Origin of the sequence: Inquilinus sp. Marseille-Q2685, from assembly GCF_916619195.1 — a bacterium.
Classification (GTDB): domain Bacteria; phylum Pseudomonadota; class Alphaproteobacteria; order DSM-16000; family Inquilinaceae; genus Inquilinus.
Genome location: NZ_CAKAKL010000008.1, coordinates 26,080 through 52,811, shown reverse-complemented (window position 1 = coordinate 52,811; position 26,732 = coordinate 26,080). Strand labels below are relative to the sequence as shown.

General features: G+C 69.9%; 26 protein-coding genes. 11 read left to right on the top strand and 15 right to left on the bottom strand.

Features of this window, described 5'->3' with window-relative positions; genetic code table 11:
- Positions 1-30 precede the first annotated feature (30 nt).
- Positions 31-615, bottom strand: a complete 585-nt coding sequence (locus LG391_RS27785; protein ID WP_255646894.1) for a TetR/AcrR family transcriptional regulator — start codon at positions 613-615, stop codon at positions 31-33.
- 280 nt (positions 616-895) lie between these two features.
- Between LG391_RS27785 and LG391_RS27780 the strand changes: the two genes are divergently transcribed.
- The 5 genes from LG391_RS27780 to LG391_RS27760 all read left to right on the top strand — a co-directional run bounded on the left by LG391_RS27780 (position 896) and on the right by LG391_RS27760 (position 7,333).
- A complete protein-coding gene (locus LG391_RS27780) occupies positions 896-1,381 on the top strand; it encodes a RidA family protein (protein ID WP_225771310.1) in 486 nt (161 codons plus the stop codon).
- Between the two features lie 442 nt (positions 1,382-1,823).
- Complete coding sequence (aac(6'), locus tag LG391_RS27775; protein ID WP_225771309.1) at positions 1,824-2,270, top strand: aminoglycoside 6'-N-acetyltransferase; 447 nt, start codon at positions 1,824-1,826, stop codon at positions 2,268-2,270.
- A 99-nt stretch (positions 2,271-2,369) separates the two neighbouring features.
- Entirely contained in the window at positions 2,370-3,185 is an 816-nt protein-coding gene (locus LG391_RS27770; RefSeq protein ID WP_225771308.1) for a mechanosensitive ion channel family protein, read from the top strand.
- 30 nt (positions 3,186-3,215) lie between these two features.
- Complete coding sequence (gene argS, locus LG391_RS27765) at positions 3,216-4,982, top strand: arginine--tRNA ligase (protein WP_225771307.1); 1,767 nt, start codon at positions 3,216-3,218, stop codon at positions 4,980-4,982.
- 128 nt (positions 4,983-5,110) lie between these two features.
- Complete coding sequence (locus tag LG391_RS27760; RefSeq protein WP_225771306.1) at positions 5,111-7,333, top strand: DUF3141 domain-containing protein; 2,223 nt, start codon at positions 5,111-5,113, stop codon at positions 7,331-7,333.
- A gap of 27 nt (positions 7,334-7,360) precedes the next feature.
- On the opposite strand, the gene LG391_RS27755 is transcribed toward LG391_RS27760, so the two are convergent.
- From LG391_RS27755 to LG391_RS27735, 5 genes are all read right to left on the bottom strand, one after another.
- Positions 7,361-7,645: a type II toxin-antitoxin system RelE/ParE family toxin gene (locus tag LG391_RS27755; protein WP_225771305.1), complete on the bottom strand. Its 285-nt coding sequence runs from the start codon at positions 7,643-7,645 to the stop codon at positions 7,361-7,363.
- Positions 7,642-7,935 (bottom strand): antitoxin of toxin-antitoxin stability system, encoded by a 294-nt coding sequence (locus tag LG391_RS27750; protein ID WP_225771304.1) that lies wholly within the window; start codon positions 7,933-7,935, stop codon positions 7,642-7,644. Before LG391_RS27750 ends, LG391_RS27755 begins: the two co-directional genes overlap by 4 nt.
- Positions 7,936-8,015: 80 nt before the next feature.
- Complete coding sequence (locus LG391_RS27745; protein WP_225771303.1) at positions 8,016-8,477, bottom strand: thiamine phosphate synthase; 462 nt, start codon at positions 8,475-8,477, stop codon at positions 8,016-8,018.
- A 54-nt stretch (positions 8,478-8,531) separates the two neighbouring features.
- Positions 8,532-9,461: a class I fructose-bisphosphate aldolase gene (locus LG391_RS27740; protein WP_225771302.1), complete on the bottom strand. Its 930-nt coding sequence runs from the start codon at positions 9,459-9,461 to the stop codon at positions 8,532-8,534.
- Positions 9,462-9,581: 120 nt separating this feature from the next.
- Positions 9,582-10,019: an Lrp/AsnC family transcriptional regulator gene (locus LG391_RS27735; RefSeq protein WP_225771301.1), complete on the bottom strand. Its 438-nt coding sequence runs from the start codon at positions 10,017-10,019 to the stop codon at positions 9,582-9,584.
- Positions 10,020-10,144: 125 nt separating this feature from the next.
- Between LG391_RS27735 and rocF the strand changes: the two genes are divergently transcribed.
- Positions 10,145-11,125 carry an arginase gene (gene rocF, locus LG391_RS27730; RefSeq protein WP_225771300.1) on the top strand — a complete coding sequence of 327 codons (981 nt, stop codon included), beginning with the start codon at positions 10,145-10,147 and terminating at the stop codon, positions 11,123-11,125.
- Between the two features lie 34 nt (positions 11,126-11,159).
- Entirely contained in the window at positions 11,160-12,371 is a 1,212-nt protein-coding gene (gene rocD, locus LG391_RS27725) for an ornithine--oxo-acid transaminase (protein WP_225771299.1), read from the top strand.
- A 7-nt stretch (positions 12,372-12,378) separates the two neighbouring features.
- Here rocD and LG391_RS27720 read toward each other — a convergent pair whose 3' ends face one another.
- The 4 genes from LG391_RS27720 to LG391_RS27705 all read right to left on the bottom strand — a co-directional run bounded on the left by LG391_RS27720 (position 12,379) and on the right by LG391_RS27705 (position 17,888).
- Positions 12,379-15,276: a hypothetical protein gene (locus tag LG391_RS27720; RefSeq protein ID WP_225771298.1), complete on the bottom strand. Its 2,898-nt coding sequence runs from the start codon at positions 15,274-15,276 to the stop codon at positions 12,379-12,381.
- 242 nt (positions 15,277-15,518) lie between these two features.
- A complete protein-coding gene (locus tag LG391_RS27715; RefSeq protein ID WP_225771297.1) occupies positions 15,519-16,010 on the bottom strand; it encodes an OmpA family protein in 492 nt (163 codons plus the stop codon).
- On the bottom strand, positions 15,994-17,277 hold the full coding sequence (locus tag LG391_RS27710; protein WP_304608570.1) for a diguanylate cyclase: 1,284 nt from the start codon (positions 17,275-17,277) through the stop codon (positions 15,994-15,996). The genes LG391_RS27715 and LG391_RS27710 overlap by 17 nt, the downstream gene beginning before the upstream one ends.
- Entirely contained in the window at positions 17,274-17,888 is a 615-nt protein-coding gene (locus tag LG391_RS27705) for a YfiR family protein (protein ID WP_225771296.1), read from the bottom strand. Before LG391_RS27705 ends, LG391_RS27710 begins: the two co-directional genes overlap by 4 nt.
- A gap of 238 nt (positions 17,889-18,126) precedes the next feature.
- Between LG391_RS27705 and LG391_RS27700 the strand changes: the two genes are divergently transcribed.
- The gene (locus tag LG391_RS27700) at positions 18,127-18,918 is read left to right on the top strand and encodes a ferritin-like domain-containing protein (protein ID WP_225771295.1); all 792 of its coding nucleotides are present in this window, start codon (positions 18,127-18,129) and stop codon (positions 18,916-18,918) included.
- 3 nt (positions 18,919-18,921) lie between these two features.
- Here LG391_RS27700 and LG391_RS27695 read toward each other — a convergent pair whose 3' ends face one another.
- Entirely contained in the window at positions 18,922-19,290 is a 369-nt protein-coding gene (locus LG391_RS27695; RefSeq protein WP_225771294.1) for a cupin domain-containing protein, read from the bottom strand.
- A 37-nt stretch (positions 19,291-19,327) separates the two neighbouring features.
- Complete coding sequence (locus tag LG391_RS27690; protein WP_225771293.1) at positions 19,328-20,239, bottom strand: LysR family transcriptional regulator; 912 nt, start codon at positions 20,237-20,239, stop codon at positions 19,328-19,330.
- 117 nt (positions 20,240-20,356) lie between these two features.
- Between LG391_RS27690 and LG391_RS27685 the strand changes: the two genes are divergently transcribed.
- A complete protein-coding gene (locus LG391_RS27685; RefSeq protein WP_225771292.1) occupies positions 20,357-21,133 on the top strand; it encodes a dioxygenase in 777 nt (258 codons plus the stop codon).
- 19 nt (positions 21,134-21,152) lie between these two features.
- Here LG391_RS27685 and LG391_RS27680 read toward each other — a convergent pair whose 3' ends face one another.
- Complete coding sequence (locus LG391_RS27680; RefSeq protein ID WP_225771291.1) at positions 21,153-21,857, bottom strand: glutathione S-transferase family protein; 705 nt, start codon at positions 21,855-21,857, stop codon at positions 21,153-21,155.
- A 106-nt stretch (positions 21,858-21,963) separates the two neighbouring features.
- Between LG391_RS27680 and LG391_RS27675 the strand changes: the two genes are divergently transcribed.
- Both LG391_RS27675 and LG391_RS27670 read left to right on the top strand, forming a co-directional pair.
- Positions 21,964-22,848 carry a LysR family transcriptional regulator gene (locus LG391_RS27675; RefSeq protein WP_225771290.1) on the top strand — a complete coding sequence of 295 codons (885 nt, stop codon included), beginning with the start codon at positions 21,964-21,966 and terminating at the stop codon, positions 22,846-22,848.
- Positions 22,849-22,955: 107 nt separating this feature from the next.
- Positions 22,956-23,210 carry a hypothetical protein gene (locus tag LG391_RS27670; protein WP_225771289.1) on the top strand — a complete coding sequence of 85 codons (255 nt, stop codon included), beginning with the start codon at positions 22,956-22,958 and terminating at the stop codon, positions 23,208-23,210.
- Positions 23,211-23,216: 6 nt separating this feature from the next.
- Here LG391_RS27670 and LG391_RS27665 read toward each other — a convergent pair whose 3' ends face one another.
- On the bottom strand, positions 23,217-23,681 hold the full coding sequence (locus LG391_RS27665) for a peroxiredoxin (RefSeq protein WP_225771288.1): 465 nt from the start codon (positions 23,679-23,681) through the stop codon (positions 23,217-23,219).
- A gap of 34 nt (positions 23,682-23,715) precedes the next feature.
- Positions 23,716-26,712 carry a bifunctional [glutamine synthetase] adenylyltransferase/[glutamine synthetase]-adenylyl-L-tyrosine phosphorylase gene (locus LG391_RS27660; RefSeq protein ID WP_225771287.1) on the bottom strand — a complete coding sequence of 999 codons (2,997 nt, stop codon included), beginning with the start codon at positions 26,710-26,712 and terminating at the stop codon, positions 23,716-23,718.
- Positions 26,713-26,732 lie beyond the last annotated feature (20 nt).

Below are 26,732 nucleotides of genomic sequence, written 5' to 3'. Positions count from 1 at the left end.
TGGCTCCGAGCCCGAAGCCGCCATCCGGCCTCATCTTGACGGGAGACCGTCGAGCAGGAGGCCGAGGCCTGTCCGGAAGGTGCCGTCCCAATCGTCATCCAGCAGCAGGTGAGAGCGTTCGATCGTCGGGTAGCGATCGCCGAGGCGCGTCAGGCGCTGCTGCGCGGCGGCCCTGTCGTCGTCCGAGAGGTCGAAGCTCGCCCGGGTGACGGTGGCGCCCATCACATAGTTCCAGAGCGACCATATCGCGACGTTCAGATCCGCGTCCGCGACACCGGCTCCGGACAGGGCCCGGCTCAGCAGCTCGAGGCGGCCGAGGATGCTCGGGCCCAGCGCCCGGCGCGGCAGCAGCGATGCCGACCAGGGATGGCGCAGCATGCTGGCGCGCCAGTCCTCGAGCAGATGAACGACGTCTCCGCGCCAGCCTCGTGACTCGACCGTCGGCTGCGGCCCGCGGTATTCGAGCACCGAATCGAGCGCCAGATCGAAGACATCCTCTTTGTTGGCGACGTGCCAATACAGGCTCATCACGCCCGCGCCGAGGCGATCCGCCAGCCGGCGCATCGTGAATCCGTCGACTCCCCGGGCGTCCAGCAGCTCCACCGCGGCCGCCACGATGCGGTCCCGCGACAGAGGCGGCTCGCCGTGCGGTTCCTGCACGGGCCGGGGCCGCTCACCTGTCGGTTGTGGCCGTCTGCTCCGGGGGCTGGCGCGTTTGGCTGCCATCCGTCTTCCTCGCTGGTCAGGATGCCGATCTTGAACGATCGTCTCGTACGACGTACGATGCAGTCGACTCGTATAGCGTACGATTCATCGTATGGCCGATACGGGCTGAGGTTCAATCATGCCGGCCGCGGGGGACGTCGCTCGCAGTCCGCAGAGCCGAGAGAACATCATGTCACGCGCCAAGCATCTGCTCATCGGAGGGTTGATCATCATGACCGTGGGATTTTCCGCTGCGGCGACGGCGAACGAGACCGATCTGGAGCTGACCATCGTCAATCCGCCGAACCTCTACGACCCGTCGCCGAATGGCTACAGCACGGCGGTGATAACGCCCCGCAACGGCCGCTTGGCCTATATCTCCGGACAGGGTGGCCAGGACGGCACGGGGGCCTTGTCGCCCGATTTCGCCGTCCAGGTCCGGCAGGCCTACGCAAACCTGCGCACCGCCCTCGAGGCGCTCGGCGCGCGGCCGGAGCGGGTCGCCAAGCTCACGGTCTTCGTGGTCGATCACGACATGTCCAAGCTCGGGGTGCTGACCAAGACCGTGAAGGAGATGTTCGGCGGGGCGCTGCCGGCGCAGACATTGATCCCCGTGCCCCGGCTGGCGGTCGACGGCATGCTGTTCGAGGTGGAGGCCGTGGCCGTGCTTGACTAGCGGAGCGGCGCGCTTGGCCCGGTCGTTCGGAAGGTCCCGAAAATCTGGCAGCCGGCGACCGGGGCTCGGCACTTCTGGCCGCGCTGGGCCATCTGGACCGCGGACCGTTCGGCAAGGTCGTGCTGCGAGCGGGGTGACCGCAAGCGTCCGGGCGCAATCGTGAATCTCCGCGCGCCCGAGCGTCGCCTGCGGGCGGAAAGCGGGTATGAGGAACGCGCGGCGTCGCCCCTCCGCCTTGCCGCCGAGCGTGAACAACGGTCAACGCGCCGGGCTCTCGACAGCGGACATGGCTCGATTCGATCCAATCCAGCCAGTCAAGAAACACTAGCGCCTGGCGCGGGAGCCAAGCCGTCGTCATGCTTGCCTCGCGCTCGACACCAGAGAGCGGACATAGCCGGACCCGACCTATTGAAGAACGCGAACTGCGGCGTGAGGTGAGGCGATGAAGATCCAGCGGAGCACCATGGACCATGTCGAGCCGTGGGCGCGGTTACGTGCTGCGCTTTGGCCGGACCATTCTGTCCAGCACCATCGGGACGACGTGGTTCGCACTTTCCTGGCCGGAGACGGCCGGGCTGTCGCCTTCATCTGTGAAACCAATGAAGGCGAGGTGATCGGGTTTGCCGAAGCCACGCTGCGCCGTGACTACGTCAATGGATGCAAGACCTCTCCCGTTCTCTTCCTTGAAGGAATCTATGTTCTGCCCGGCCACAGGCAGACGGGCGCGGCGCGGCTGCTCTGCGATGCCATTGCCGGATGGGGCAGGTCTGCCGGCTGTACCGAGTTCGCATCCGATGCCCTGCTGGACAACGTCGTGAGCCACAAGTTTCACGCGGCGCTGGGTTTCGAGGAGACGAGACGCGTCGTCTTCTTTCGCAAAAGCCTGTAGGACCCGGCGGGGATCGATCCCCGCCGCGGTGTGTTAGCGACATAACGCCTGCGCTCCGCGGGTGGCCTTCGCCGATACCGCAGGACCTCCGGACCGCCGATGATCAACTTCGACAACCTGTGGGCGCTGTTCGTCTTCTACGGCCTCAACGCGCTCTACGCGATCGTGCTGCTCGGCCTCGGCTGGTGGCTGGCGCGGTCCGTCGAGCGTTGGCTGCTGCGCCTGGCCGCCCGAACCCGGCATGTCGACCCGACCATCGCCGACTTCCTGGCGTCGCTGGCGCGCTACCTGGTGCTGGCGGTCGTCGTCATCGCCGTGCTGCAGATCTTCGGCATCCAGACCACCAGCCTGGTGGCGGTGCTGGGCGCCGCATCGCTGGCCATCGGCTTGGCGCTGCAGGGCACGCTGTCGAACCTCGCGGCCGGCGTCATGCTGCTGATCTTCCGGCCGTTCAAGATCGGCGACGCGGTCGAGGTCGCGGGCAAGGCCGGCACGGTCAGGTCGCTGTCGCTGTTCATGACCGAGCTGGTGACACCGGCCAATGTCCAGATCCTGCTGCCGAACGGCTCGGTCTGGGGCGCCGCCATCGTCAACAACTCGACCTATCCGGGCCTGGCGAAGATGGAGCTGACCTTCCCGGCGCCGGCCGGCCCGGCAGGGGAGGCGCTGGCCGGCGAGATCGTCGCCGCGCTGAAGGCCGATCCGCGCCTGGCGCCGGGGGCGGAGCCCGCGGTCGCCGTGTCGAAGCTGGTCGACCTCTCCAAGCCCGGCGCCGGAATCGTGGAGCTGACGGTCTCGGCCCCCGTGGCCACGGCCGATGTCGGCGCCGTAAAGGCGGCGCTGATGCAGCGGATCAACCAGAGCATGGGACGCCTGACCGCGGACGGCCTTGCCTCGGATGCCGCTGCCTCCTAAAAACCGCGGGCAACCGGAAGATCTGCCCGCATGTCCTCGCTCGCCTCGAAGCTGACCGAAACCGTCGCCGCCGCCTTCGCCGCCGAAGGGCTGCCGCCGGAGCTCGGCCATGTCACCGTCTCGAACCGGCCGGATCTCGGCCAGTTCCAGTGCAACGGCGCGCTGGCCGCGGCGAAGCAGGCCCTCGCCAATCCACGCGAGATCGCCCAGCGCGTCGCCGACAGGCTGGCGGCGGACCCGCAATTCGCGAGCGTGTCCCTGGCCGGCCCCGGCTTCATCAACCTGTCGCTGACCGACGCCGTGCTGGCCGACCATGTCGACGCGCAGGCGCGGGACGAGCGGCTGGGCGTGCCGAAGACCAACCCGCCGCGCCGGGTGGTGCTGGACTATGGCGGGCCGAACATCGCCAAGCCGATGCATGTCGGCCATCTGCGGGCTTCGATCATCGGCGACAGCCTGCGCCGCCTGTTCCGGTTCGCCGGCGACGAGACGATCGGCGACGTGCACATGGGCGACTGGGGCACGCCGATGGGCATGGTGATCAGCGAGATCGCCCGCCGGCAGCCGGACCTGCCCTATTTCGACCCGGACTTCACCGGCCCCTATCCGGCCGAGAGCCCGGTGACGATGGAGGATCTCGAGGTCCTGTATCCGGCCGCGTCCCAGGCCTCGAAGGCCGATCCGGCGCGGATGGAGGAGAGCCGCAAGGCGACCGCGGAGCTGCAGGCCGGCCGACCGGGCTACCGGGCGCTGTGGCAGCATTTCATCGACGTCTCGATCGCCGGGATGCAGCGCGAGTTCGACTCGTTGGGCGTGCATTTCGATCTGTGGAAGGGCGAAGCCGCGGTCCACGACCTGATCGAGCCGATGGTCGAGGACCTGAAGGCCCGGGGCCTGGCCGAGACCGATGAGGGCGCGGTCATCGTCCGCGTCGCCGAGGAGGGCGACAGGAAGGAGGTGCCGCCGCTGATCCTGGTCAAGTCGGACGGCGCCTTCACCTACGGCACCACCGACCTCGCCACCATCGTCGACCGGCGGCAGTCGCTCGACCCCGACCTCGGTCTTTACGTCGTCGACCGGCGCCAGTCGCTGCATTTCGAGCAGGTGTTCCGCGCCGCCCGAAAGGCCGGGCTGAACGGCAAGTCGGATCTGGAGCATCTCGGCTACGGCACCATGAACGGGCCGGACGGCAAGCCGTTCAAGACTCGCGCCGGCGGCGTGATGAAGCTGTACGACCTGCTCGACACCGCCACCGAGATCGGGCTGAAGCGGCTGGAGGAGGCGCATCTGGCCGAGGGCTATCCGGAGGAGGAGCGGCGCGAGATCGCCCGCCGGGTCGGCATCGCCGCTGTGAAGTTCGCCGACCTCTCGAACAACCCGTCCTCGGACTATGTCTTCGACCTCGACCGCATGCTGCGCTTCGAGGGCAAGACCGGCCCGTATCTGCAATACGCGGCGGTGCGCGCCAAGTCGCTGCTGCGCCGGGCGGAAGGGCAGGGCGACGCGCCCGGCACGATCCTGCCGGCGGCGAACGAGGCCGACCGCGCGCTGATGCTGCAACTGGGGCAATTGCCCGACGCCGTGCGCAACGCCTATGAGAAGCGGGCGCCGAACGAGCTGTGCGATTTCGCCTACGCCCTGGCGCGGGAGTTCAGCCGCTTCTACGACGCCTGCCATGTGCTGAGCGAGCCGGACCCGGCGCGCCGTGCCTCCTGGCTCGGCCTCGCGGCGCTGACGCTGCGGCAACTGGAGCGGGTGCTCGACCTGCTCGGAATCGAAATTCCGGACCGTATGTAAACGAACGGATCTGGTGTATCGTCCGACCAAAGGCGGAACGACGGGGTATGCCTGTTCGTTTTACCTTGAGGGCAGAAAGCCCCGCCGCGGACCGTCGTCCGCGGGTCGAAGGAAGAGGACGGGTGACCATGACCGGTACTGCCGACCAGAGCGCCGTGCTCAGCGCCGCCTGGGCCGAGCCTTGGACGTCTGCCGTCGAATACTGGGTCGATGCGGCCCAGCGCAGCGTGCTGTTCTGGGACGTGATGCGCCAGCGCGGCAACCAGTACCTGGCACATGCGGCCGATCCGACGCCGCATGTGCTGTCCTATCAGTTCGAGCTGATCCTCGACGGCCGCACCCTGGAGCGGCCCTGCAACTACATGCTGGTCCGGATCGTGCCGCCCGAGGGCGTGACGGTCGACCCCGACAAGCGGCCCTTCGTCGTCGTCGACCCGCGCGCCGGCCACGGCCCGGGCATCGGCGGCATGAAGCCGGAAAGCCAGATCGGCCGCGCCCTGCGCGCCGGCCATCCCTGCTACTTCATCGGCTTCCTGCCGGTGCCGGTGGCGGGCCAGACGCTGGAGGATATCGGCCGGGCGCAGGCGGAGTTCCTGCGCATCGTCGCCGAGCGCCATCCGAAGGCCGAGGGCAAGCCCTGCGTCATGGGCAACTGCCAAGCCGGCTGGGCGCTGGCGATGCTGGCCGCGGTCAAGCCCGGCATCGTCGGGCCGATGATCCTGGCCGGCGCGCCCCTGTCCTACTGGGACGGGCCGCGCGGCAAGAACCCGATGCGCTATCTCGGCGGCCTCGCCGGCGGCGGCTGGCCGGCGGCGCTGGCCAGCGACATGGGCAACGGCCGCTATGATGGCGCCCATCTGGTGCAGAACTTCGAGAGCCTGAACCCCGCCAACACGCTGTGGTCGAAGCAGTACAACCTGTACAGCAAGATCGACACCGAGGTGGCGCGCTATCTCAGCTTCGAGAAGTGGTGGGGCGGCTACGTCCAGCTCAACGCCAACGAGATCGAGACCATCACCGAGGACCTGTTCGTTGGCGACAAGCTGACGGCCGGTCAGCTCGAGGTCTCCGACGGCCGCAAGATCGACCTGCGCAACATCACCTCGCCGATCGTGGTGTTCTGCTCGCAGGGCGACAACATCACCCCGCCGCAGCAGGCGCTGGGCTGGATCCTCGACCTGTACGACTCGACCGACGACATCGTCGCCAACGGCCAGACCATCATCTACGCCATCCACGACGACATCGGCCATCTCGGCATCTTCGTCTCCGGCCGCGTCGCGGCGAAGGAGCACAACGAGTTCATCCAGAACATCGACCTGATCGACACGCTGGCGCCCGGCCTCTACGAGGCGGTGATCATCGAGAAGCAGGCCGACGACCCGAATGCCGGGCTGATCCGCGGCGATCATGTCGTGCGGTTCGAGGCGCGCAGCATCAACGACCTGCGCGCGCTGGGCATCAACACCGCCGAGGAGGACAAGGCCTTCGCCACCGCGGCGCGGGTGTCGGAGATCAACCGCGCGCTCTACACCTCGACCGCCCGGCCGCTGGTCCAGGCCCTGGCCAGCGAGCCGGCGGCGGAGCTGGGGCGGCGGCTGAGCCCGGCGCGGCTGCAGTACTCGCTGTTCTCGAACCGCAACCCGGCGATGCTGCCGGTGGCGATGGCCGCCGAGCAGGTGCGCGCCAACCGCCGCCCGGCGGCGCCGGACAACCCGTTCCTGGCCTTCCAGGACCTGATGTCGAGCCGGATCGTCACCGCGCTGGACGGCTGGCGCGACCTGCGCGACCGCTGGATCGAGAGCAGCTTCTACGCCATCTACGGCAACCCGGTGCTGCAGGCGATGCTGGGCATCGGCGACGAGACCCTGGCCGACCGGCGCCCGCCGCGGCGCAGCGAGCCGGAGGAGGAGCGCGAGGCGCTGCGCGGCAAGGTCGCCGAGGGCGACGTCCATGCGGCGGTGCTGCGCGCCATCCTCTACGTGATCTGGCCGATGCGGGCGGTCGACGAGCGCGGCTTCGCCACGCTGCGCCAGCTCTATGCCGACCGGCTGCCGGGGCACTGGGCCTCGCTGGCCGAGTTCAAGGCGGCGATGCGCCAGCAGTACCTGATCCTGCGCTGGCTGCCGGAGGAGGCGATGGCCGCCCTGCCGGGCCTGCTGCCGGACGACGCGGCGACCCGCGACGACGCCTTCGCCGTGATCGAGGCGGCAGCCTCCGCCGCGGGCCCGGTCACGGGCGAGGTCAAGCTGCGTCTGGACCGCATGCGCGAGGCCTTCGCCGCGGCGCCGACCCCCGCCAAGCCCGTCCGCCGCGGCCGCACCGGCCGGCCGCTGAAGGTGGTGAAGTAGAAGGGCAGATTGAGAGCCCTCAGGCTTTCAATCCGTAGTCGGCGGCCATTGGCGCGCGGTGTGGATCAGCGCCAGGACCCACACCGTGTCGCCTTGGACTTCGTAGACGAGGCGATAGTTCTCGTGCGGGATCAGCTCTCGTGTGCCGGGAACCTTACCGGCACGGCCGAGCATCGGGAAGTCGGCCAGCTTTGCCGCTGCATCGCTGAAACGCCGATCCATCCGGCTCGCCGCCGATCGGTTGTCGCCGGCTATACGATCCCGAATGTCGGTACGATCCTGCTCGGCTTCCGGCGTCCAGATGACCTTCACGAACCGGTCTCGTCCGCCTCGCGCTCCAGTTCCGCACGCAGGGCAGCGAATTCGACTTCGACGTCTTCATTCGATCGGCCTCGGCCGGCCCGCATCGACGCCCGCGCGATCTCGACCTTGCGGCGCAGGAACTCGTCGTATTCGCGTTCCTCGCGGCGGCGCTGGATGAATTCGCGCATCAACTCACGCATCACCTGCGAGGCCGGCCGGTGGGTTGCCTCGGCTTCAGCCATGAAGGCGTCACGGAGCTCCGCTTCGAGCTTCATCGTGAAAACGGCTTCTTTCGGCATAGGCGTCGTCCCGTACCACAGATACTAAGGAAGTATATACGACCTCATTACCCGCCGCAAAACGAACACCGGCCGTCAGTTCAGCCCAGGCTGCGGATCGCCGCCTCAGCCTCCTGCGCGTTGGCCCAGCCCTCTGCCGCCACGCGCCGGAAGTCCGCCTCGGGCACCGCGGCGACGCAGGGCACCTCCATCATCTCGGTCCACCAGGACACGATCTCGGCATCGGCGTCGAAGCCGATGAAGTCGGCGCCGGCCTCGCCGGCCTCCATCGCCTCGTGCCGACTGGTGCCGGCCAGCACGCCGACGATCGCCTGATTGCCGACCGCCTTACGCGCCGCGGCATAGCCGCCGGGGCCGACCACGACGCCGTCGCAGCCTGTCTTGGCGGCCAGGACGGCGTCGTCGCGCAGCAGGAAGGCCACGCCCTGCTCCTGCGCGATGCCGCGCAGCCGCTCGACCGCGGCCTTGGCCGCGGCCGGATCGGCCGGCACCGCCATCTCGACGCAGGCGACGTCGCCGGCGCCGAGGGCGGCCGCGAACACCGCCGGATCGAGCTCCGGCGGGATCGCGATGTAGATGCGGGAGTCGCTCAGGACCTACTCCTTGCCCTGGAAGATGCGGACCAGGGTGTCCAGCAGCTGCAGCGCCTCTTCCCGCGGCCGGCGGAAGCAGTTGCGGCCGATGATCGAGCCGTTGCCGCCGCCGTCGCGGATGGCGCGGGCATCGTCCAGCACCGAGGCGGTATCCTTGGCGGCGCCGCCGGAGAACACGACAATGCGGCGGCCGTTGAAGCAGGAGCGCATGACCTCCGCCACGCGCTCAGCCTGGGTGCCGATCGCGATCCTGGCGCCGTCGAACTCCTTCTTCGCCTCCTTCTGCTCGATGAAGTCGCTCGGCAGCTTCACCTTGATGACATGGGCGCCGAGCTGGCTGGCCAGATGCGCGGCATAGGCCACCACGTCGATCGCGGTCTCACCCTCCTTGGTGATGTTGCCGCCGCGCGGGTAGGACCACAGCACGGTGGGCAGGCCGACCGACTTGGCCTCGCGGATCAGCTCGCCGATCTCCTCCATCTGGTCCAGGCCGCGGTCCGAGCCCGGATAGATGGTGAAGCCGATGGCGGTGCAGCCCAGGCGCAGAGCGTCTTCGACCGAGGCGAAGATCGCCTGGTCGGCGTCTTCCTTGAAGCGCGACAGGCTGTTCGAGTGGTTCAGCTTCAGGATGGTCGGGATCTGGCCGTACAGCTTGCCGGTCGAGACCTCGAGCTGGCCCAGCGGCGCGGCGTAGGCGTTCAGCCCGGCGTCGATCGCCAACTGGTGGTGGTAGAACGGGTCGTAGCCGCCTGGATTGACGGCGAAGCTGCGGGCGGGCCCGTGCTCGATCCCCTGGTCGACCGGCAGGATGATCATCTTGCCGGTGCCGCCGAGACGGCCGTTCATCAGGAGCTGCGCGAGCTGGGCCTTCACGGCCGGGTTTTCGCTGTCGTAGTTCGACAGGATCTTCTGCACGCGCGGGCTGATTCTCATCGTCCGTCTTCCTCGATGCGGTGGGTCGGTCGGCTGCAATCCCTAGCCGAGCGGGTCGGCTTGTTCAACGCCGCCGGCGCACAAATGTTTCGTGATAAATGTACGACGAATTCGGCCGCCTCAGGCCGCCTCGGTGCGCGTCCGGATCGAGGACAGCATCAGGCTGGTCTCTGTCTGCGAGATGCCCTGGACCTGCCGGATCCGGCGTAGCGTCTGGTCGAATTCCTCCAGCGTCGCGGTCTCGATCTCCGCCACGATGTCCCAGCGGCCGTTGGTCGAATGCAGCGCCCGCACTTCCGGAAAGCCCCGCAGCCGCTGCATCACCCGGTCGGCGGCTTGGCCCTCGACCTCGATCATGGTGACGGCGCGGATCGGGTTCGGCTGGCTGCCGGCCTTGACCACGATGGTGAAGCCCTGGATCACGCCGGTGTCGACCAGCCGGTCGATCCGGGCCCGCACCGTGGCGCGGGAGACGCCGAGCGCCGGCGCCAGGGTCGAGACCGGGGTGCGGGCATCGGCCCGCAGCAGCGACAGCAGCTTGCGGTCGAGATCGTCCATTCTGATTGGTGCGCCTTGCCAGTTTGCTCGATCCGCTGAGCAAAATAGCCAAGATGCCATCTTTATGTCACCCCCTGGCGCGCGGATAATCAGGTCTCAAACCCCGCCGACAGGGATGGCAGGACATGGACGGAACCGATCGCACGCAGCAGCGGCCCTCGCGCATCGCCCTGGTGGGCGCGCCGGTCGAAGTCGGGGCCGGGCATCGCGGCGCCGTGATGGGCCCGGCCGGGCTGCGCACCGCCGGCCTGCTGCCGAGCCTGCAGGGCCTCGGCTTCGAGGTCGAGGACCAGGGCGACCTGGCGCCGGCGCGACCGCTGCCGGCCGTCGCCGAGACGCCGCAGATGCGCTTCCTGCCGGAGATCGCGGGCTGGGCCCGGGTGCTCAGCGACCGCGCCTACGCCCTCATGAGCCAGGGCACTCTGCCGATCTTCCTCGGCGGCGACCACAGCCTGTCGATGGGCACGGTCAACGGCGTGCTGCGCCATTGCCGCGAGGCCGGGCGCGAGCTGTTCGTGCTCTGGCTTGACGCGCACACCGACTTCAACACCCCGGCGACCACGCCGTCCGGCAACATGCACGGCATGTCGGCCGCCCTCTTGTGCGGCGAGCCCGGCCTCGACGACGTGTTCGGGCCGGAGCCGCGCGAGCGGCTGGACCCGCAGAACCTGACCATCCTCGGCGCCCGCTCGATCGACCGCGAGGAGCGGGCGCTGCTGCGCCGCCGCGGCGTCGAGGTGTTCGACATGCGCCTGGTCGACGAATACGGCGTGTCGGTGCTGATGCGCCGGATCCTCGACAAGGTGGCGGCGCGCAACGGTGTGCTGCATGTCAGCCTCGACGTCGACTTCCTCGACCCGTCGATCGCGCCGGGCGTCGGCACCACCGTGCCGGGCGGGGCGACCTACCGCGAGGCGCATCTGATCATGGAGATGCTGTACGACAGCGGCCTGGTCGGGTCGCTCGACGTGGTCGAGCTGAACCCCTTCCTCGACGACCGCGGCAAGAGCGCCCTGCTGCTGGTCGACCTGGTCTCCAGCCTGTTCGGCCGGCAGATCATCGAGCCGGCCGGAGCGCTGGAGCGCGCGGCCTCGGGTGCCCAATAACGCGAACCGGCAGGACGGGAACAGGAGCAGGACCATGGCCACATCGGCGACCACTCTCATCGAGACCGAAGCCCGCCTCGGCGCGCACAACTACAAGCCGCTCGACGTCGTGCTGTCGCGCGGCGAGGGCGTCTGGGTCTGGGACGTCGACGGCAACCGCTATCTCGACTGTCTCTCGGCCTATTCCGCCGTCAACCAGGGCCATTGCCACCCGAAGATCCTGGCGGCGATGGTGGAGCAGGCGCAGAAGCTGACCCTGACCTCGCGCGCCTTCCGCAACGACCAGCTGGCGCTGTTCTACGACGAGATCGCGGCCCTCACCGGCTCGCACAAGGTGCTGCCGATGAACAGCGGCGCCGAGGCGGTGGAGTCGGCGGTCAAGGCGGTCCGGAAGTGGGGCTACGAGGTCAAGGGCGTGCCCGACGGCCAGGCCGAGATCATTGTCTGCGAGAACAACTTCCATGGCCGCACGCTGGGCATCGTCGGCTTCTCGACCGATCCCGACGCGCGCGGCGGCTTCGGGCCCTTCGCGCCCGGCTTCAAGATCGTGCCCTTCGGCGACGCCGCCGCCTTCGAGGCCGCGATCACGCCGAACACCGTGGCTTTCCTGGTCGAGCCAATCCAGGGCGAGGCCGGCGTTATGATCCCGCCGCCGGGCTACTTCAAGACCGTGCGCGAGCTGTGCACCCGGCACAACGTCACCCTGATCCTGGACGAGATCCAGACCGGGCTCGGCCGCACCGGCAGGCTGCTGGCCGAGGCGCATGAGGGCATCGAGGCCGACGTCACCCTGGTCGGCAAGGCGCTGTCCGGCGGCTTCTACCCGGTCTCGGCCGTGCTCTCGAACTCCGAGGTTCTCGGCGTGCTCAAGCCCGGCCAGCACGGCAGCACCTTCGGCGGCAACCCGCTGGCCTGCGCCGTGGCCCGCACCGCGCTGAAGGTGCTGGTCGAGGAAGGCATGATCGAGAACGCCGAGCGCCAGGGCAACTATTTCCAGGCCCAGCTGGCCGGGCTGCGCAGCAACCTGATCCGCGAGGTGCGCGGCCGCGGCCTGATGCTGGCGGTCGAGCTGCATCCCGAGGCCGGCGGCGCCCGCCGCTACTGCGAGGCGCTGCAGAAGCGCGGCGTGCTGGCCAAGGACACCCATGGCGACACGATCCGGATCGCGCCGCCCCTGGTGATCACCCGCGACCAGGTCGACTGGGCGATGGAGCAGTTTGCTGCGGTGATGACCGGGACGGCCTGACTGGCCCTCAGTCGCGCGGCGTCGATGACGCTGTAGGCTTCGGCAGGATCCAGTCGTACTGCTGCCAGGGCTGCCGGGTCTCCGAGGGAGACGGGGAGGGGGTCTTCTCCGTCTTCTTCGGTTCCGGCTCGGCGGCGCCCGGCGGCTTCGGCAGCTTGAAATCGTACTGCTCGGCGAACAGCACCACATCCTCGATGGTGTGGATCTGGTAACGCTGGATGTTCGGGCCGCGGCGGGCATTGGCGTCGTACTCGCCCATCGGGTACTCGCCCTTGTCGTTCGGCTCGACCTGCAGGGCGTTGTCGATGAAGAAGTCGCGCTTGCGCACCGGCAGCTCGTACAGCCAGTCGACCAGTTGCGGCAGCTCGTCCTCCTTGAAGCCCAGCCGCTTGCCCAGCGTCGGCAGCATCGCCAGGAAGGGCCGGCCCTCCTCGTCGCAATTGGCCAGGCTCTCGGGCTTGTCGACGCCGGGATAGGCCGATTTCAGCCAGGCGCCCAGCATCGGCTCGTAGTGGTTCGACGCCTTGACCCGGGTGTATTGCGACTTGCCGACCACGGCGATCGCGGTCAGCAGCCACAGGGCGCCGCCGGTCTTGGGGCCGACCGACTTCAGGCTGCCGATGATCGCCGGCAGCCAGGACACGGCGTCCAGCGGGCGGCCATGCACCAGGGCCTCGGCGGTCGTCGCCAGGGTCAGCGGCATCAGGCTCTTGTCGAGGATCGGCCCCATGATCGGGGTCGGCTTGCCCAGCGACACCTTCCAGGTCTTCCAGGCATTGCCGGCGAACCAGTAGCCCCAGGCGTTGTTGATGGTCTTCGGGTCCAGCGTCGGCGCGCCCGCGATCACGTCCAGGGTCTGCTGCGGCCGGATGAACTCGACTCCGCCGATGGCGGAGAACAGCGACGTCAGCGGCGTCGCCGGCGCGCCCTGCATGGCCCGGATGAAGTCGTCGCTGTTGCGGACGATGAACATGCCGGTCGGCTGCTTCGGCACCTCGGCGCCGCTCTCGGCATCCTGGCCGCCGAGGTGCTGGATCAGCGTCAGGGTCAGGTCCGGATCGGCCCGCAGCGCCCGGCGCGCCGCGTCGCCCTTGCCCAGCTTCTCCCGGATCTCGGCCGCCGGATCGCCGGCCGGAAGCTTGTCCAGCTTGGCCAGGATCTGGTCGAGCTCCTTGTCCGGCAGCGTCCCGACCTGCTCGCGCTGGTCCTGCTGCACCATGCGGCCCCATTCGACCGCGGCTTTGGGGCTGAGGCGCAGGGCCAGGTTGACGTCGCTGCCGTCCTTGTCGGCCTCCTTCACCAGCGCGCTGTAGGCCTCGTCCAGGCTGCCGCCCCCGGGCAGCCCGTCCAGCAGGTCGCGGGGCGCGGTCTCGAGGGCGTTGCGGGTCAGCACCAGCGAGGCGCCGGCCTGGTCCAGCTTGTCGACCAGCGGCTTCTGCTGCTCCAGCAGGCCCTGCAGCCCGGCCAGCTTCTGCTGATCGTCGGCGCCGGGCGAGGCGACCTGGTTCGGGTACAGCACGTCGGACTTGAAGGTCTTGCCGGTGTCCCCGGCGTGCTTGACCTGGTCCTTCACCCCCTGGCCCGTCTGGTCCAGCAGCAGGCTGGCCTCGTCGAGATGGCCGTTCTTCTCGAGGTGATGGGCGACCCGGATGGCGAGCGTCGGCGAGCGGCCGGCGGCGATGCTGTCCTTGAAGGCGCTGCCGAACTCCTCGACGATGTCCGGCGAGATGCCGGCGCCGTTGCGCCCGGCCTTCTCGGCCATCGCCACCAGCTGGCTGGCGTAGCGGTCGACGATCTTCTCGCCGTCCTTGGTCCGGCCGGCCCGGTCGGACAGCGCCGACAGCGTGTCGATGGTCTTCGCCCCGCGCTGCGCCGGGCCGTCCGGATAGTCCCGGATCACTGTGTCCAGCGCCGACTGGACCTTCGGGTTGCCCAGGATCTGCGTCGCCCATTCCGGCGACACGGTGCGGCCGGGCCGGTCGCGCGTGACCTCCTCCGCCTTGGTCAGCTCCGGCGCGATGGCGCTGCTGTATTCCGGCTTGGCGATGTCGCTGTCGACCACCGTCTTCTGGTGCTTCGCCGCCAGGTCGAGGATCGGCTTGGCCGGCTCTTCGGACAGCAGCCGGGTCTGGGCGTTCCGGATCGCCGTCTCGTAGCCCGGATCGGTCTTCGATCCCTGCTTCGGGCCGCCCTGGATCAGCAGGTCGGTCAGCCCGTCGATCGCCGCCTTCGGGTCCGGGCTGCCCTTGGTCAGCGCGGCCAGTTGCGTCTCGGCATCGGCCTGGACCTCGCTCCAGTCGCCGCTGTGCCGCGCTGCCGCGATCGAGCCGCGCAGCGGCTCGAACACCGTGTCGAGATCGGACTGGGCCGAGAGCTTGGCGCGCGAGGCGATCTCGGCGAAGCCCGGCTGGCGCTTGCCCAGCCCGGCGACCGGCTGCTCATGGGTGTTCAAGGCCGCCGCCAGCTTGGCCTTGTCCCAGGCGACCGGCAGCCCGGCCTCGATGAAGCCGGGCGCCAGCTGCAGCTCCGCCTTCTGGCGCAGCTCGCCGGCCGTCTCCGCGGCGACCTGCGAGCCCTTGTTCTGCGATGCCAGCTCGACGGTCTTGATCGCGTCGGTGACCTCCTTGAACAGGGCCTTGTCGACCAGGACCAGGGTGTCGCCGCGCTGGATCCAGCCGGGATTCTTCGCCAGCTTCGGGTTCATCAGCGTCAGCTCGGCCAGGGAGAACCCGTGCTCGCCCCCGACCTTGAGCGCCGATTCCCCGTTCTGGATGCTGTGGATGATGACGCCGCCGTCGAGGCGCCGGTCGGCCCGATCGACGCTCCGCCGGAAATCGTCCGTCCTGGTGGTGGCGTGGACCGGCTTGATCTGCGGCCATCTGCGGTTGTCGAGCGGAGTGACCATCCGGACGCCCTTCCAATGATGTCCGATCAGCTTGGCCGATCAGGACAGAAGAATCCAATCTCCCGTTCCGGAATTACAGATCGATTCGGTGGGTTCGACCAACACTGCGGCGACATTGAAGCAGATGGATGCGACGCCTGGCTTCCAGGAGCTGGAAGTCCTCGAGTATTCGTCCCGCGACTACTGGAATTTTCGGCGAATGCAATCTTTCTGTAACAATGTCGCCTGCGGCCTGGCACCGGCTACTGCTGGTTCGAGACGATGATCGCGACGCGGCGGTTCTCCCGCCGCCCGGCGGAGGATCGGTTGTCCTCGACCGGCGCGCTCATGCCCATGCCGACCACCTGCAGATCCTGGGCGGGAATGCCGGCCGCGACCAGGGCCTCGGCCACGGCCTTGGCCCGGCGCTCGGACAGCCGCTGGTTGTACTCCGCCGTGCCGTAGTCGTCGGTGTGGCCCTCGACTCGCAGCCGGTGGATGTCGACCGACAGCAAAGCGCGGGCCAGCTGGCCGATGGATTCGCGCTGGCCCGAGGCGAGCGTCGCCTCGTTGGTGCCGAACAGCAGCTTGCTCGACATGCCGAATTCCCAGCCGGCGTCGGTCAGCTCGAAGCCCTGCTGCTTCAGCAGCGCGATCTGCGCCGGCGTCAGCCCGGACTGGCAGCCGGCCAGGGTCACGGCGAGAAGACCGGCCAGGGCCAGCCCGATGGCGGTGCGCCTAGTGACGAGATGCAAGATGGGTCTCCCGTTCCTCGAATGGGTCCGGCCCGGCGGCGAGCTCCCGGCCGCCGGGCCGCAGGCGTTTGGCGAGATACATGGCGGCGTCGGCCTGGCGCAGCAGGGCCACCCCGTCCCCGGCATGGTCGGGGAAGATGGCGATCCCGATGCTCACCGAGGCGGTGACAGTGCCGCCCGAAGGCAGCCGGACGGGCTGCCGCAGGCTGGCCAGGATGTCGTCGGCGACCCGCAGCGCGTCGGCGATCTCCACGACCGGGGCCAACAGCACCGCGAACTCGTCGCCGCCCAGCCGCGCCACCAGATCGGTCTTGCGCAGCCGGTCCCGCACCCGGGCGGCGACGGCGGCCAGAACCGCATCGCCGGCGGCATGCCCGAGATCGTCATTGGTCTGCTTGAAGTTGTCGCTGTCGAGGAACAGCACCGCGACCCGGCCGCGGGCCGCTTCGGCCTCCTGCAGCGCGGCGCGCAGCCGGGCCTCGAACACCGCGCGGTTCGGCAGGCCGGTCAGGCTGTCGTGGCTCGCCTGGTGGGCCAGGGATTCGTTCTCGCGCTGCAACCCGGCCTGCCAGGCTTCGAGCTCGCCGAGCAGGGCGTTGAAGTCGTCGGCCAGCTCGTTCAGCTCGGCGATGCCGGCGGGCGGCACCCGCTGGTCGAAGGTCCGTTCGTTGCGGACCCGGTGCGCCACCGTGGCCAGCCTGTGCAGCGGGCCGACGATGCCGGCGACCAGATAGCGCGACAGCAGCAGCGCGCCCAGGGCGCTCAGGGCCAGGCACGCCAGGACCACCGCCACGCCGATCGCCAGGAACCGCAGCAGCCCGCCGGCGCTGCCGTGCAGCTCGATCCGCCCGATCTCCGCGCCGTCATGGGTGATCGGCTGCAGCACCGGCGACGCGAAGACCATGGCGGCCAGGCGGCGTTCGAGGTCGAGCAGCGGGGGCTGGGCCGGGCGCTGCCAATGCGCGAACAGCGCGCCGCCGGCATCGAAGACATTGGCCTCGGCGACGCCGCCCTCGGCGGCGGCGATCAGGCCCAGCGCTTCCTCGGCGGCGGCGCGGTCCTTGAACACCACCGCGGCCTCCACGGTATAGCTCATCGAGGCCGCGATCAGCTGCAGGTTGCTGCCGGCATAGGCGCGCAGGGCGGCGAAGCCGGCGATGGTCAGGGTCAGCCCCGCCAGCGTCACCGCCAGCAGGGCGACGCCGAGATGCGCCCGGCGCAGCACCCGCCGCAGCGGGGGGCGCTGGTCGTCGTGCCGCCGGCTCACGGCGGCGTCTCCTTGCGCCGGCCGAGCTGCAGCACCTTCGGGCTCACCCGCACGCCGCTGCGGGCCACAGAATCGAGGTTGATCTGGAACGAGACCTGCGACCCCTGGACCTGCAGGCAGAACATGCTGCCGACCGTGCAGCTCTTGTCCTGCTCGCTGATGCTGAGCACGGCGTGCCCCGCCAGGCGCGCGAACAGCTGCCGGCGCTCGGCATCGCCGAGCCGGCCGAGATAGACAACGTCGCAATCGTCGCCCGGCGATCCGTCGGGACCCAGCCGGACCGCCCGGACCGGCCGGCCGGAGGCCTGTGTGGCGCCGGCCAGCAAGCCGTCCGCGAAGTCGGCCGGGCCGATGACGCAAAGGCGGAGTTGCGGCGGCTCGGCCGGCCAGCGGGTGTAGCTGATGATGCCCATCACCACCTGCCGGACCGCTGCCGCGCTGTCCTGGTCACGCGCCTGGGCGGGGCCAGGCAGGCCCAGCAGCACCGCGCCTATCGCCGCCGCGCGGCCGAGGGGCGCCAGCCATCGGCACCATCCGGAGATCCCGGCGCGGACGCTCCGATCAAGTCCGCACAGCAGTCCGGCGACGATCGGGAACGGCCGGCCGGTCATCTGCTGGAACGCTGGAGAGGGACATGCGCGATCGGCGCCGTATCGAAACAACAGAATCTCGGGACAATCTCGGGCTTCGGCAATGATGCTTCGTCCGTCATGCCCTCATCGGGCTGGCGGACAACGGCAAGCATAGCATCATCATCATGCGGGGGCATCCCGAGACCGTGCCGATCCTGAGACGATCGGCTGGGCGGCCCGCATTCCAGGCCGGCGCTGTCCTGGTGTAAGAGGGGGCATGGACAGCCTGACCGACCTCGCCGTCGCCGTGCTGGAGACGGCGGACCCGCTGCGCAAGATCGAGCTGAGCCACCAGGCCGCCGCGGCCTGGCGGCAGCGTGCGGTCCCGGTGCTGGGATCGCGCCGCCCGCCGCCGCGCCCGGCCCGGCCGGCGCAGCCGGAGCTGCGGCGCCCGGGCGACATGCCGAAGCGGCGCCTGGGCGGAGAGGCGGGGCGGATCGCCCTACTGCACGCCCTGGCCCATATCGAGCTGAACGCGATCGACCTGACCTGGGACCTGATCGCCCGCTTCGCCACGGCGGAGACGCCGGAAGGGTTCTTCGACGACTGGGTCAAGGTCGCCGACGAGGAGGCGACGCATCACGGCCTGCTGTCGCGGCGGCTGGAGGAGCTCGGTTCCGCCTACGGCGCCCTGCCGGCGCATGACGGGCTGTGGCAGGCGGCGGAGGAGACGGCGGAGGACCTGCTCGGCCGGCTCTCGGTGGTGCCGCTGGTGCTGGAGGCGCGCGGCCTGGACGTGACGCCGGAGACGGTGGAGCGGCTGGAGCGCGCCGGCGATCCCGACAGCGCCCGCATCCTGCACCGGATCTACACCGACGAGATCGGCCATGTCGCCGCCGGCCGGCGCTGGTTCGAATGGGAATGCGGCCGTCAGGGCCTGCCGCCGATCGCCACATATCACGAGCTGGTGCGGCGGTATTTCCGGGCCAAGCTGAAGCGGCCGTTCAACGTGCCCGCCCGCGACTTGGCCGGCTTCGCCGCCGCCTTCTACGAGCCGCTAGCGGAGTAGGGCTCAGCTCTTCCGTTCGTAGATCACGTACAGCTTCCGGGCCGGCGTCAGGTTCCGCCAGATGCCCTCGAAGCCGGCGGGGACGACGAAGCTGGCGCCGGCCTCGAAGCGGCGGGCGGCGCCGTTGCCGTCGGTCAGCTCGATCGTGCCGGACAGCAGGTGACAGAACTCCTCCTCGGTGTAGGACACGCGCCAGGCGCCGACCGCGCCCTCCCAGATCCCGGCCGAGAACTGGCCCGTCGGGTCGCTGTAGAGGTTGCGCACCGTCTGCAGCGGATCGCCGCTCAGGATCTTGGCCGGATCGGGCCGCCAGGTCGCGTCCTCGGACGGGGCAGTGGCGAAGTCGACGATGTCGGCGGCGGTCTTGCTCATGCGATCCTCGCTGGCGGGATGGGCGAGACTGCCGGCTTCAGCCGCGGCTGTCGAGGCTCCAGGCCGGGCGGGCGAAGCGCTCGGCCAGGAAGTCGACGAAGCTGCGGACCTTGGCCGACAGGGTGCGGGCCGGCGGGTAGACGGCATGGATGCCGAGCTCCGGCAGCCGCCATTCCGGCAGCACCTGGACCATCCGGCCGGCCGCGAGGTCGGGGGCGGCGATGAAGTCCGGCTGCCGGGCGATGCCGTAGCCCTCGCGGATCGCCGCCTGGATGGCGTCGCCGTTGTTGATCTGCAGCCGGGCGTTGACGCGGACGCGCACCTCGCCCTCCGGCCCGGTCAGCACCCATTCGCCGCGGTCGCCGCCATAGGCGTAGGCGATGCAGCGGTGCCGGGCCAGATCCGAGGGATGCGCCGGGGTGCCGTGGGCCGCGAGATAGGACGGGGCGGCGCAGAGCAGGATGCGGCAGGGAGCCAGGCGGCGGGCGATCAGCGAGGAATCGGCAAGCCTGCCGATGCGGACCGCCAAGTCGGTGCCGTCCTCCAGCAGGTCGACGACCCGGTCGTTCAGGGTCAGGTCGACCGAGACCTCGGGGTAGCGCTCGAGATAGGCGGCCATAGCCGGGGCCACATGCAGCACGCCGAAGCTCATCGGCGCGTTGACCCGCAGCAGGCCGCGCGGACGGGCGTGCAGCGCCGCCGCCTCTTCCTCGGCCTCGACCACGTCGGCGGTGATGCGCTGGGCCCGGCGGTAGAAGGCGGCGCCGGCCTCGGTCAGGCTCAGCCGGCGGGTGGTGCGGTTGAGGAGGCGGGTGCCGAGGCGGGTCTCGAGATCCAGGATCGCCCGGCTGGCCAGCGCCCGCGACAGGCCCAGCTGCTCGGCCCCCGCGGCGAAGCTGCCGGCATCGACGATCCGCACGAACAGGTCCAGCGTGGTCAGGCGATCCATGATTGTCAAAGGTGGATCAACAATCTTTTGATGTCACGCCGGATTATCAAAATCGACGAGAGGTCCAATATCGGCAGCGGCCGAGGCCATCCGCGCCGAACGCTCTGGAGATCGATCATGCCCACGATGCCCGCGCTCTTCGTCTCCCATGGCTCGCCGATGCTGGCGCTGTCGGACGAGCCGGCAGGGCGGTTCTTCGACGCGCTCGGGCCGTCGCTGCCGCGCCCGGATGCGATCCTGCTGGCCTCCGCCCATTTCGAGACCGAGGTGCCGACGCTCGGCGCGGCGCAGCGGCCGGAGACGATCCACGACTTCTACGGCTTCCCCGAGCCGCTGTACCAGCTCCGCTACCCGGCCGCCGGCGCGCCCGGCCTGGCGCGCCTCGCCGCCGAGCGGATCGCCGCGGCCGGCCTGCCGGTGGCGATCGACGACAAGCGCGGCCTGGACCACGGCGCCTGGGTGCCGCTGCGCCGGATGTATCCGGCGGCCGACATCCCGGTCGCGACCCTGTCGATCCAGCCGCATCTGGATCCGGCGCATCACCATGCGGTGGGGCAGGCGCTGCGCGGGCTGCGGGACGATGGGGTGATGATCCTGGCCTCGGGGTCGCTGACCCACAATTTGCGGGCGCTGGACTGGCGCGGCGGACCGGACGCCCCGGTCTCCGGCTGGGCCCGGGCGTTCATCGACTGGGTGGCGGCGGCGGTGGAGCAGGGCCGCACCGAGGACCTGCTGAACTACCGCCGCCTGGCGCCCGAGGCGGTGAAGAACCATCCGGCGGACGAGCATTTCCTGCCGTTCTTCGTCGCCCTCGGGGCCGGCGACCTGCCCGGCCGCCGGCTCCACGCCAGCGTCACCATGGGCGCGCTGGCGATGGACGCCTACTCTTTCTGAGGCAGGTGGCAGGCGGCCGTCACGCCGCCTGCTTCATCAGGCCCAAAGCCTCCTCCAGGCTGATCTCGCCCCGGAAGCCGCCGGTGCTGCGGGCGGGCTCGCCACGCTCGATCGCATGGGCGAACTGCACCGCCGGGTCGGCCTCCAGCCGCTCGAACAGGCGCTGAAGCCCGGGATAGTCCCGCCGGTCGACCACCTCGTGGTACTTGGTCCAGCGGGCGATGCCGATGAAGTAGGCGTCGGCCAGCGACCGGTCGCCCAGCAGCCAGTCCTGGGTGCCCAGCATCGCTTCCAGATCGGCATGCGCCTTTGCCACCTTGGCCGCGCCATAGGCCCGCAGCGCGTCGCGCTCCACGCCCTCGGTGCCGTGCTCCAGCGCGTACCACAGCGGGCTGAAGGCGTTGAAGAAGGTGGTGTTGAGGAAGGCCAGCGCCTGGTTCAGCCGGTCGAAGCCGGGCGTGCCCTGGGCGAAGGACAGGCCCTTGTCGATCCCGCGGGCGCCGAGATGGTTCAGGATCGCCATGCTCTCGCTGATCAGCCTTCCGTCGGCGGTCATCAGCGTCGGCGTCTCGCCGACCGGGTTGAGGCGGCGATAGGCCTCGCCCTGCACGACCTCCGGCATCTCTATGCGGCTCAGCCGATACGGCTCGCCGAGCCATTCCAGCGCCACGATCGAGCCGAAGGAGCAGCCCGACGGCACGCCGTAGAAGAGGATCGGTTCCATGATGGGTTCCCTCGTGTTCTGGTCACGACGGGAATATGCCGATGTGGACTTTGGGGCTGTAGCCGTGTTGTCGTGGATCCAAGGTCCACAGGCATGGACGATCTGCGTGCTCAACCTCAACGACCTGACCCTGTTCGTCCGGGCCGTCGACAGCGGCGGCTTCGCCGCGGCGGGACGGCGGCTGGGACTGCCGAAATCGACCATCAGCAAGCGCGTGGCGGAGCTGGAGGCGCAGCTCGGTGCCCGGCTGATCCACCGCACCTCGCGCAGCTTCGTGCTGACCGAGCTCGGGCGCGACTTCTACGACCATGCCCAGGCCGCGCTGATCGAGGCGGAAGCAGCGGAGGACGTGGTGCGCCGCCGCCTGGCCGAGCCGAGCGGTACCGTCCGGATCACGGCCTCCGTGCCGACCGCCCAGTTCCGGCTGTCCGGCCTGCTGCCGGCGCTGGCCCGGGCTTATCCGAAGATCCGGCTGCAGCTCCATGTCACCGACCGCTTCGTCGACCTGGTGCAGGAGGGCTTCGACATCGCGGTGCGCAGCCATTTCGCGCCGCTGCCGGATTCCGAGCTGGTGCAGCGGCGGATGGCGGTCGAGCGGATTGCCCTGGTGGCGGCGCCGGACTATCTGGCGCGCCGCGGGGTGCCGCGGGAGCCGGCGGATCTCGCGGACCATGACGGGCTGCTGACCGGCCCCTCGGCGACGCTCTGGCGGCTGCGCCACCGCGACGGCCGCGAGGCGCAGATGGCGCCGGCCTCGAGCTTCGTGGCCGATGAATCCGTGGTGCTGCTGAAGGCGGCAGCCGCCGGGCTGGGCATCGCCTGCCTGCCCGAGACCATGGCCGCCGAGGCCCTGGCCGCGGGAACGCTGGCGCCGGTCCTGCCGGAGTGGGAGGCCGGGACGGTGTGGACGACGCTGCTGACACCGCACCGGCGCGGGCAGCTGCCCGCCGTGCGCGCCGTCATCGACTTCCTGGCGAAGGATGTTGCTTAGTTGCCTCGTGGAGGGGAGGCGTCGCGGCTACCTCTTCCACAAATTGCGGAACGGCCACATTTCTGGTGTAGGCTGACCGACAGCAACCGACAGGTTCCGGCCTAGATATGACTGACGAGACCACCAACCTGGTGCTGGAGCACCTGAAGCGAATGCAGGCCGAGCTGACCGCATCGCGGGAGCGTGATCAGGAAATCCTGTCGCGGCTCGCGCAGATCGAGATCGGCTTGGCCCGCCCCGCCCGCGATCAGGCATCGAACTATGCCGAGACGGTCGAAGATCGGCATATCGTCGACAAGATCAAAGCCCGTCTCGACCGCATCGAGCGACGGCTCGACCTGGTGGAGCATCCGCCTCAATAGCCGCCGTCATCCCTTCTGCGCCGCGGCCAGCACTGCCTCGACATGGCCGGGCACCCGCACGCCGCGCCACAGTCCACGGACGATGCCCTGTTCGTCGACCAGCACCGTCGAGCGGTCGATGCCCATGTACTTCCGGCCGTACATCGACTTCTCGACCCAGGCGCCGTAGCGCTCGACCGTGTCGTCGTCCTTGGCCGAGGCCAGGGTGAAGGTCAGGCCGTATTTCGCCGCGAACTTGTTCAGCGCCGGCACCGGGTCCTTGGAGATGCCGATGACCGTGGCGTCGACGCCCTCGAACTCCGGCAGCGCGTCGTTGAAGCCGCAGGCCTCCTTGGTGCACCCGGACGTGTCGGCCTTCGGATAGAAGTAGACGATCACCTTCCGGCCGCGCAGGGCTGAAAGCGACACCGTCCCGCCGCCCGCCTTGGGCAGGGTGAAGTCCGGGGCGGGCTTGCCGATCTCGACGGTCATTCGGATGTCTCCACAGGCGGTTCTCTGCCTTGGACTAGGATGCCGCGGGCTTCGAGGCAAGCTCGTCCGTCGGCGGTGGTCCGATCAGCCGGTCGAACACGGCCATCACCTCGGCCGCCTGGCGCCGCATCCCGGCCGCGGCGGCGTCGAGATCCTCCGGCGGGTCGGCGGCGGCCTCCTCGGCGACGGCGCGCAGCAGGCCGCGGATCATGGCGTCGGAGGCCTCGGCCGGATCGAACTTGTCCTCGACGGCGAAGCGCAGGAAGGCCTGAACCCGTTGCCAGGTCGCCAGCGCCCGCAGCAGCGTCTGCGCCTCCGCATCGGGCAGCAGCCCGGCGGCCGCGGCGCGGCGCAGCACCTCGGCCGTGGCCTGGTGCAGGATCCCGGGATGGTCGGCCGCGTGCCGCAGCTGCAGGTACTGGGCGATGAACTCGACATCGACCAGCCCGCCGCGGAAATGCTTGATGTTCCAGACATCGCCGATATCGCGCTGGCGCGCCATCCGGCCACGCATCTCGGCGATGTCGCGGCGCAGCTTGTCCGGATCGCGGCGCAGGCCCAGCACCGCGCGGATCTCGGTCTCGATCCGCTCGCGCAACGGCCCGTCGGCATGGATCACCCGGGCCCTGGTCAGGGCCATATGCTCCCAGGTCCAGGCGTCGCCGCGCTGGTAGGCGCTGAAGGCTTCGAGGCTGGTGGCCAGCGGCCCGGCATTGCCGGAGGGGCGGAGCCGCATGTCGACCTCGAACAGCGCGCCCTGCGCGGTCGGCGCGGTGATCGCCGAGACCAGGCGTTGGATCAGGCGGGTGTAATAGACCATCGGCCCGATCGGCTTCTCGCCGTCCGACATCTGATCGGCGCCGGCGTCGTGAATCATGATCAGGTCGAGGTCGGAGCGGATCGTCATCTCGCGGCCGCCCAGCTTGCCCATGGCGAGGAGGGCGAGCCCGCCTTCCGGGAAGCGGCCGTGCCGTCTTGCGAACTCCGCCTCCACCCGCGGCACCAGCGCCTGCAGCGCCACCTCGGTGACGTCGGACAGGAACGCGGCGCAAGCCGGCGTCTCGGACAGCCGCCGCAGGATGTGCACGGCGGCGCGGAAGCGCTGATCGTTGGTCCAGCGCCGCAGCACGTCGAGCATGTCCTCGAAGTCGCGCGCCGTCGCCAGCTCCGCCGCCAGCCGTTCCTGCAGCCGCTCCCGGCCCGGCAGGGTGCTGAAGAAGCCCGGCGCCAGCACCGCCTCCAGCTGGCCGGCATGGGCCGTCAGATAATCCGCGATCCGGCCGCCGAAACCGAGTATATCGATAAGGAGATCAAGGAGATCGGGGTTGACGTTAAACAAGGAGAAGAGCTGTACGCCGGCCGGCAGCCGGGCCAGGAACCCGTCCAGCCGCTGCAGCGTAGCGTCGGGATCGGCTGTGCCGCCGACGATCGACAGCAGCCGCGGCACCAGCCCGGTGATCAGGCCGCGCGCCCGCTCGCTGCGCAGGGCCCGGTAGCGGCCGTGCAGCCAGCCGCGCACCACGGCGATCGCCTCGGACGGCCGGGCGAAGCCCAGCCGCTGCAGCGTCTCGACCGTGCCGGGATGGTCGTCGACGCCGGCGAAGACCAGGGTGACGCTGCCCTCCGGCGGCCGGTCCTCCTGGAACAGCTCGGCATAGCGGCCTTCGACCAGCCGCAGCGTGTCGGTCAGCGCGGTGCGGAACGAGGCCGGGTCCGGGAAGCCGAGGAACCGGCCCAGCGCGTCGACCTCGCCCGCGGTCTCGGGCAGCGCGTGGGTCTGGTGGTCCTCCAGCATCTGGATCCGGTGCTCGACGCGGCGCAGGAAGCGGTAGCATTCGGCCAGGGCGGCGGCGGTGTCGCGGTCGACCCGTCCGGCCTCGGCCAGCGCCGCCAGCCCGGCGATGGTGCCGCGCAGGCGCAGCCGCGGCTCGCGGCCGCCGAAGATCAGCTGCTGCATCTGCACGAAGAATTCGATCTCGCGGATGCCGCCGCGGCCCAGCTTCAGGTCGTGGCCTTCGATGGCGACCGCGCCATGGCCGTGATGGTGGTGGATCTGCCGCTTGATCGCGTGGATGTCCTGGATCGCCGCGAAATCGAGGTTGCGGCGCCAGATGAAGGGCGTCAGGAAGTCGAGGAAGGCGTCGCCGGCGGCGCGGTCGCCCGCCACCGGCCGGGCCTTGATCATCGCCGCGCGCTCCCAGCTCTGCGCCAGGCTGGTGTAGTAGCTCTCGGCTGCCGCCAGCGACACCGCCGGCGGCGTCGCGCCGGGATCGGGCCGCAGCCGCAGATCGGTGCGGAACACATAGCCGTCGACCGTCCGCTCCTCCATGATCCGCACCAGGTCGCGGGTCATCCGGCTGAAGGTCTGGCCCAGGTCGTCCGGCCGGTCGGTCGGCACCTTGTCGGCGTCGTAGAGGATGATCAGGTCGACATCGCTGGAATAGTTCAGCTCGCGCGCGCCCAGCTTGCCCATGCCCAGCACGATCAGCCCCGACGCGTCCGGCGCCGCCACGGCCTCGGGGCGCAGCAGGCCGCGCGCCGCGGCCCGGGACAGGAGATGGGCCGTGGCCAGGTCCAGGGTGGTCTCGGCGAGCTCGGAGAGGGTGCCCGTGACCTGTTCCAGCGGCCACAGCCCGCCGATATCGGCCAGCGCGATCAGCAGGGCGATGCGCCGCTTGGCCAGGCGGAACGCCTGCATCAGCCGGGTGGTGTCGGCCTCGGCGGCGGTGTCGGCGCGCAGGGCCGCCAGCTCGGCGGCGACGGCGGCGTCGGGGCCGTCGGAGAGGAAGCGCCGGACCGTCGCCGGGGTCTTCAGCGCCAGTTCGGTCAGATAGGGGCTGCCGCCGAACACGGCCTCCAGCAGGGCCCGTCCCTGCGGGGCGTCAGGCAAGGCGAGGGAGAAATCGCGAAGCTCGGGATCGGATTGATCGGTCGCGCGTTCAAGCCACCGTTCGACTCCGCGCCGGGCACGGTCGGGATCGCCCGCGCGGGGCCAGACGGCATCAGCCAATACGGCGTCGTAACGTGGCATCGCGCTGTCCATGTGCCTAA

What these genes read in the sequence shown, in the direction of transcription:
- LG391_RS27780 (WP_225771310.1), top strand. Translation starts at nt 896, where the DNA reads ATGTCACGCGCCAAGCATCTGCTCATCGGAGGGTTGATCATCATGACC.
- LG391_RS27770 (WP_225771308.1), top strand. Translation starts at nt 2,370, where the DNA reads ATGATCAACTTCGACAACCTGTGGGCGCTGTTCGTCTTCTACGGCCTC.
- argS (WP_225771307.1), top strand. Translation starts at nt 3,216, where the DNA reads ATGTCCTCGCTCGCCTCGAAGCTGACCGAAACCGTCGCCGCCGCCTTC.
- LG391_RS27760 (WP_225771306.1), top strand. Translation starts at nt 5,111, where the DNA reads ATGACCGGTACTGCCGACCAGAGCGCCGTGCTCAGCGCCGCCTGGGCC.
- LG391_RS27750 (WP_225771304.1), bottom strand. Translation starts at nt 7,935, where the DNA reads ATGCCGAAAGAAGCCGTTTTCACGATGAAGCTCGAAGCGGAGCTCCGT.
- LG391_RS27740 (WP_225771302.1), bottom strand. Translation starts at nt 9,461, where the DNA reads ATGAGAATCAGCCCGCGCGTGCAGAAGATCCTGTCGAACTACGACAGC.
- LG391_RS27735 (WP_225771301.1), bottom strand. Translation starts at nt 10,019, where the DNA reads ATGGACGATCTCGACCGCAAGCTGCTGTCGCTGCTGCGGGCCGATGCC.
- rocF (WP_225771300.1), top strand. Translation starts at nt 10,145, where the DNA reads ATGGACGGAACCGATCGCACGCAGCAGCGGCCCTCGCGCATCGCCCTG.
- rocD (WP_225771299.1), top strand. Translation starts at nt 11,160, where the DNA reads ATGGCCACATCGGCGACCACTCTCATCGAGACCGAAGCCCGCCTCGGC.
- LG391_RS27720 (WP_225771298.1), bottom strand. Translation starts at nt 15,276, where the DNA reads ATGGTCACTCCGCTCGACAACCGCAGATGGCCGCAGATCAAGCCGGTC.
- LG391_RS27705 (WP_225771296.1), bottom strand. Translation starts at nt 17,888, where the DNA reads ATGACCGGCCGGCCGTTCCCGATCGTCGCCGGACTGCTGTGCGGACTT.
- LG391_RS27700 (WP_225771295.1), top strand. Translation starts at nt 18,127, where the DNA reads ATGGACAGCCTGACCGACCTCGCCGTCGCCGTGCTGGAGACGGCGGAC.
- LG391_RS27695 (WP_225771294.1), bottom strand. Translation starts at nt 19,290, where the DNA reads ATGAGCAAGACCGCCGCCGACATCGTCGACTTCGCCACTGCCCCGTCC.
- LG391_RS27690 (WP_225771293.1), bottom strand. Translation starts at nt 20,239, where the DNA reads ATGGATCGCCTGACCACGCTGGACCTGTTCGTGCGGATCGTCGATGCC.
- LG391_RS27685 (WP_225771292.1), top strand. Translation starts at nt 20,357, where the DNA reads ATGCCCACGATGCCCGCGCTCTTCGTCTCCCATGGCTCGCCGATGCTG.
- LG391_RS27680 (WP_225771291.1), bottom strand. Translation starts at nt 21,857, where the DNA reads ATGGAACCGATCCTCTTCTACGGCGTGCCGTCGGGCTGCTCCTTCGGC.
- LG391_RS27670 (WP_225771289.1), top strand. Translation starts at nt 22,956, where the DNA reads ATGACTGACGAGACCACCAACCTGGTGCTGGAGCACCTGAAGCGAATG.
- LG391_RS27665 (WP_225771288.1), bottom strand. Translation starts at nt 23,681, where the DNA reads ATGACCGTCGAGATCGGCAAGCCCGCCCCGGACTTCACCCTGCCCAAG.
- LG391_RS27660 (WP_225771287.1), bottom strand. Translation starts at nt 26,712, where the DNA reads ATGCCACGTTACGACGCCGTATTGGCTGATGCCGTCTGGCCCCGCGCG.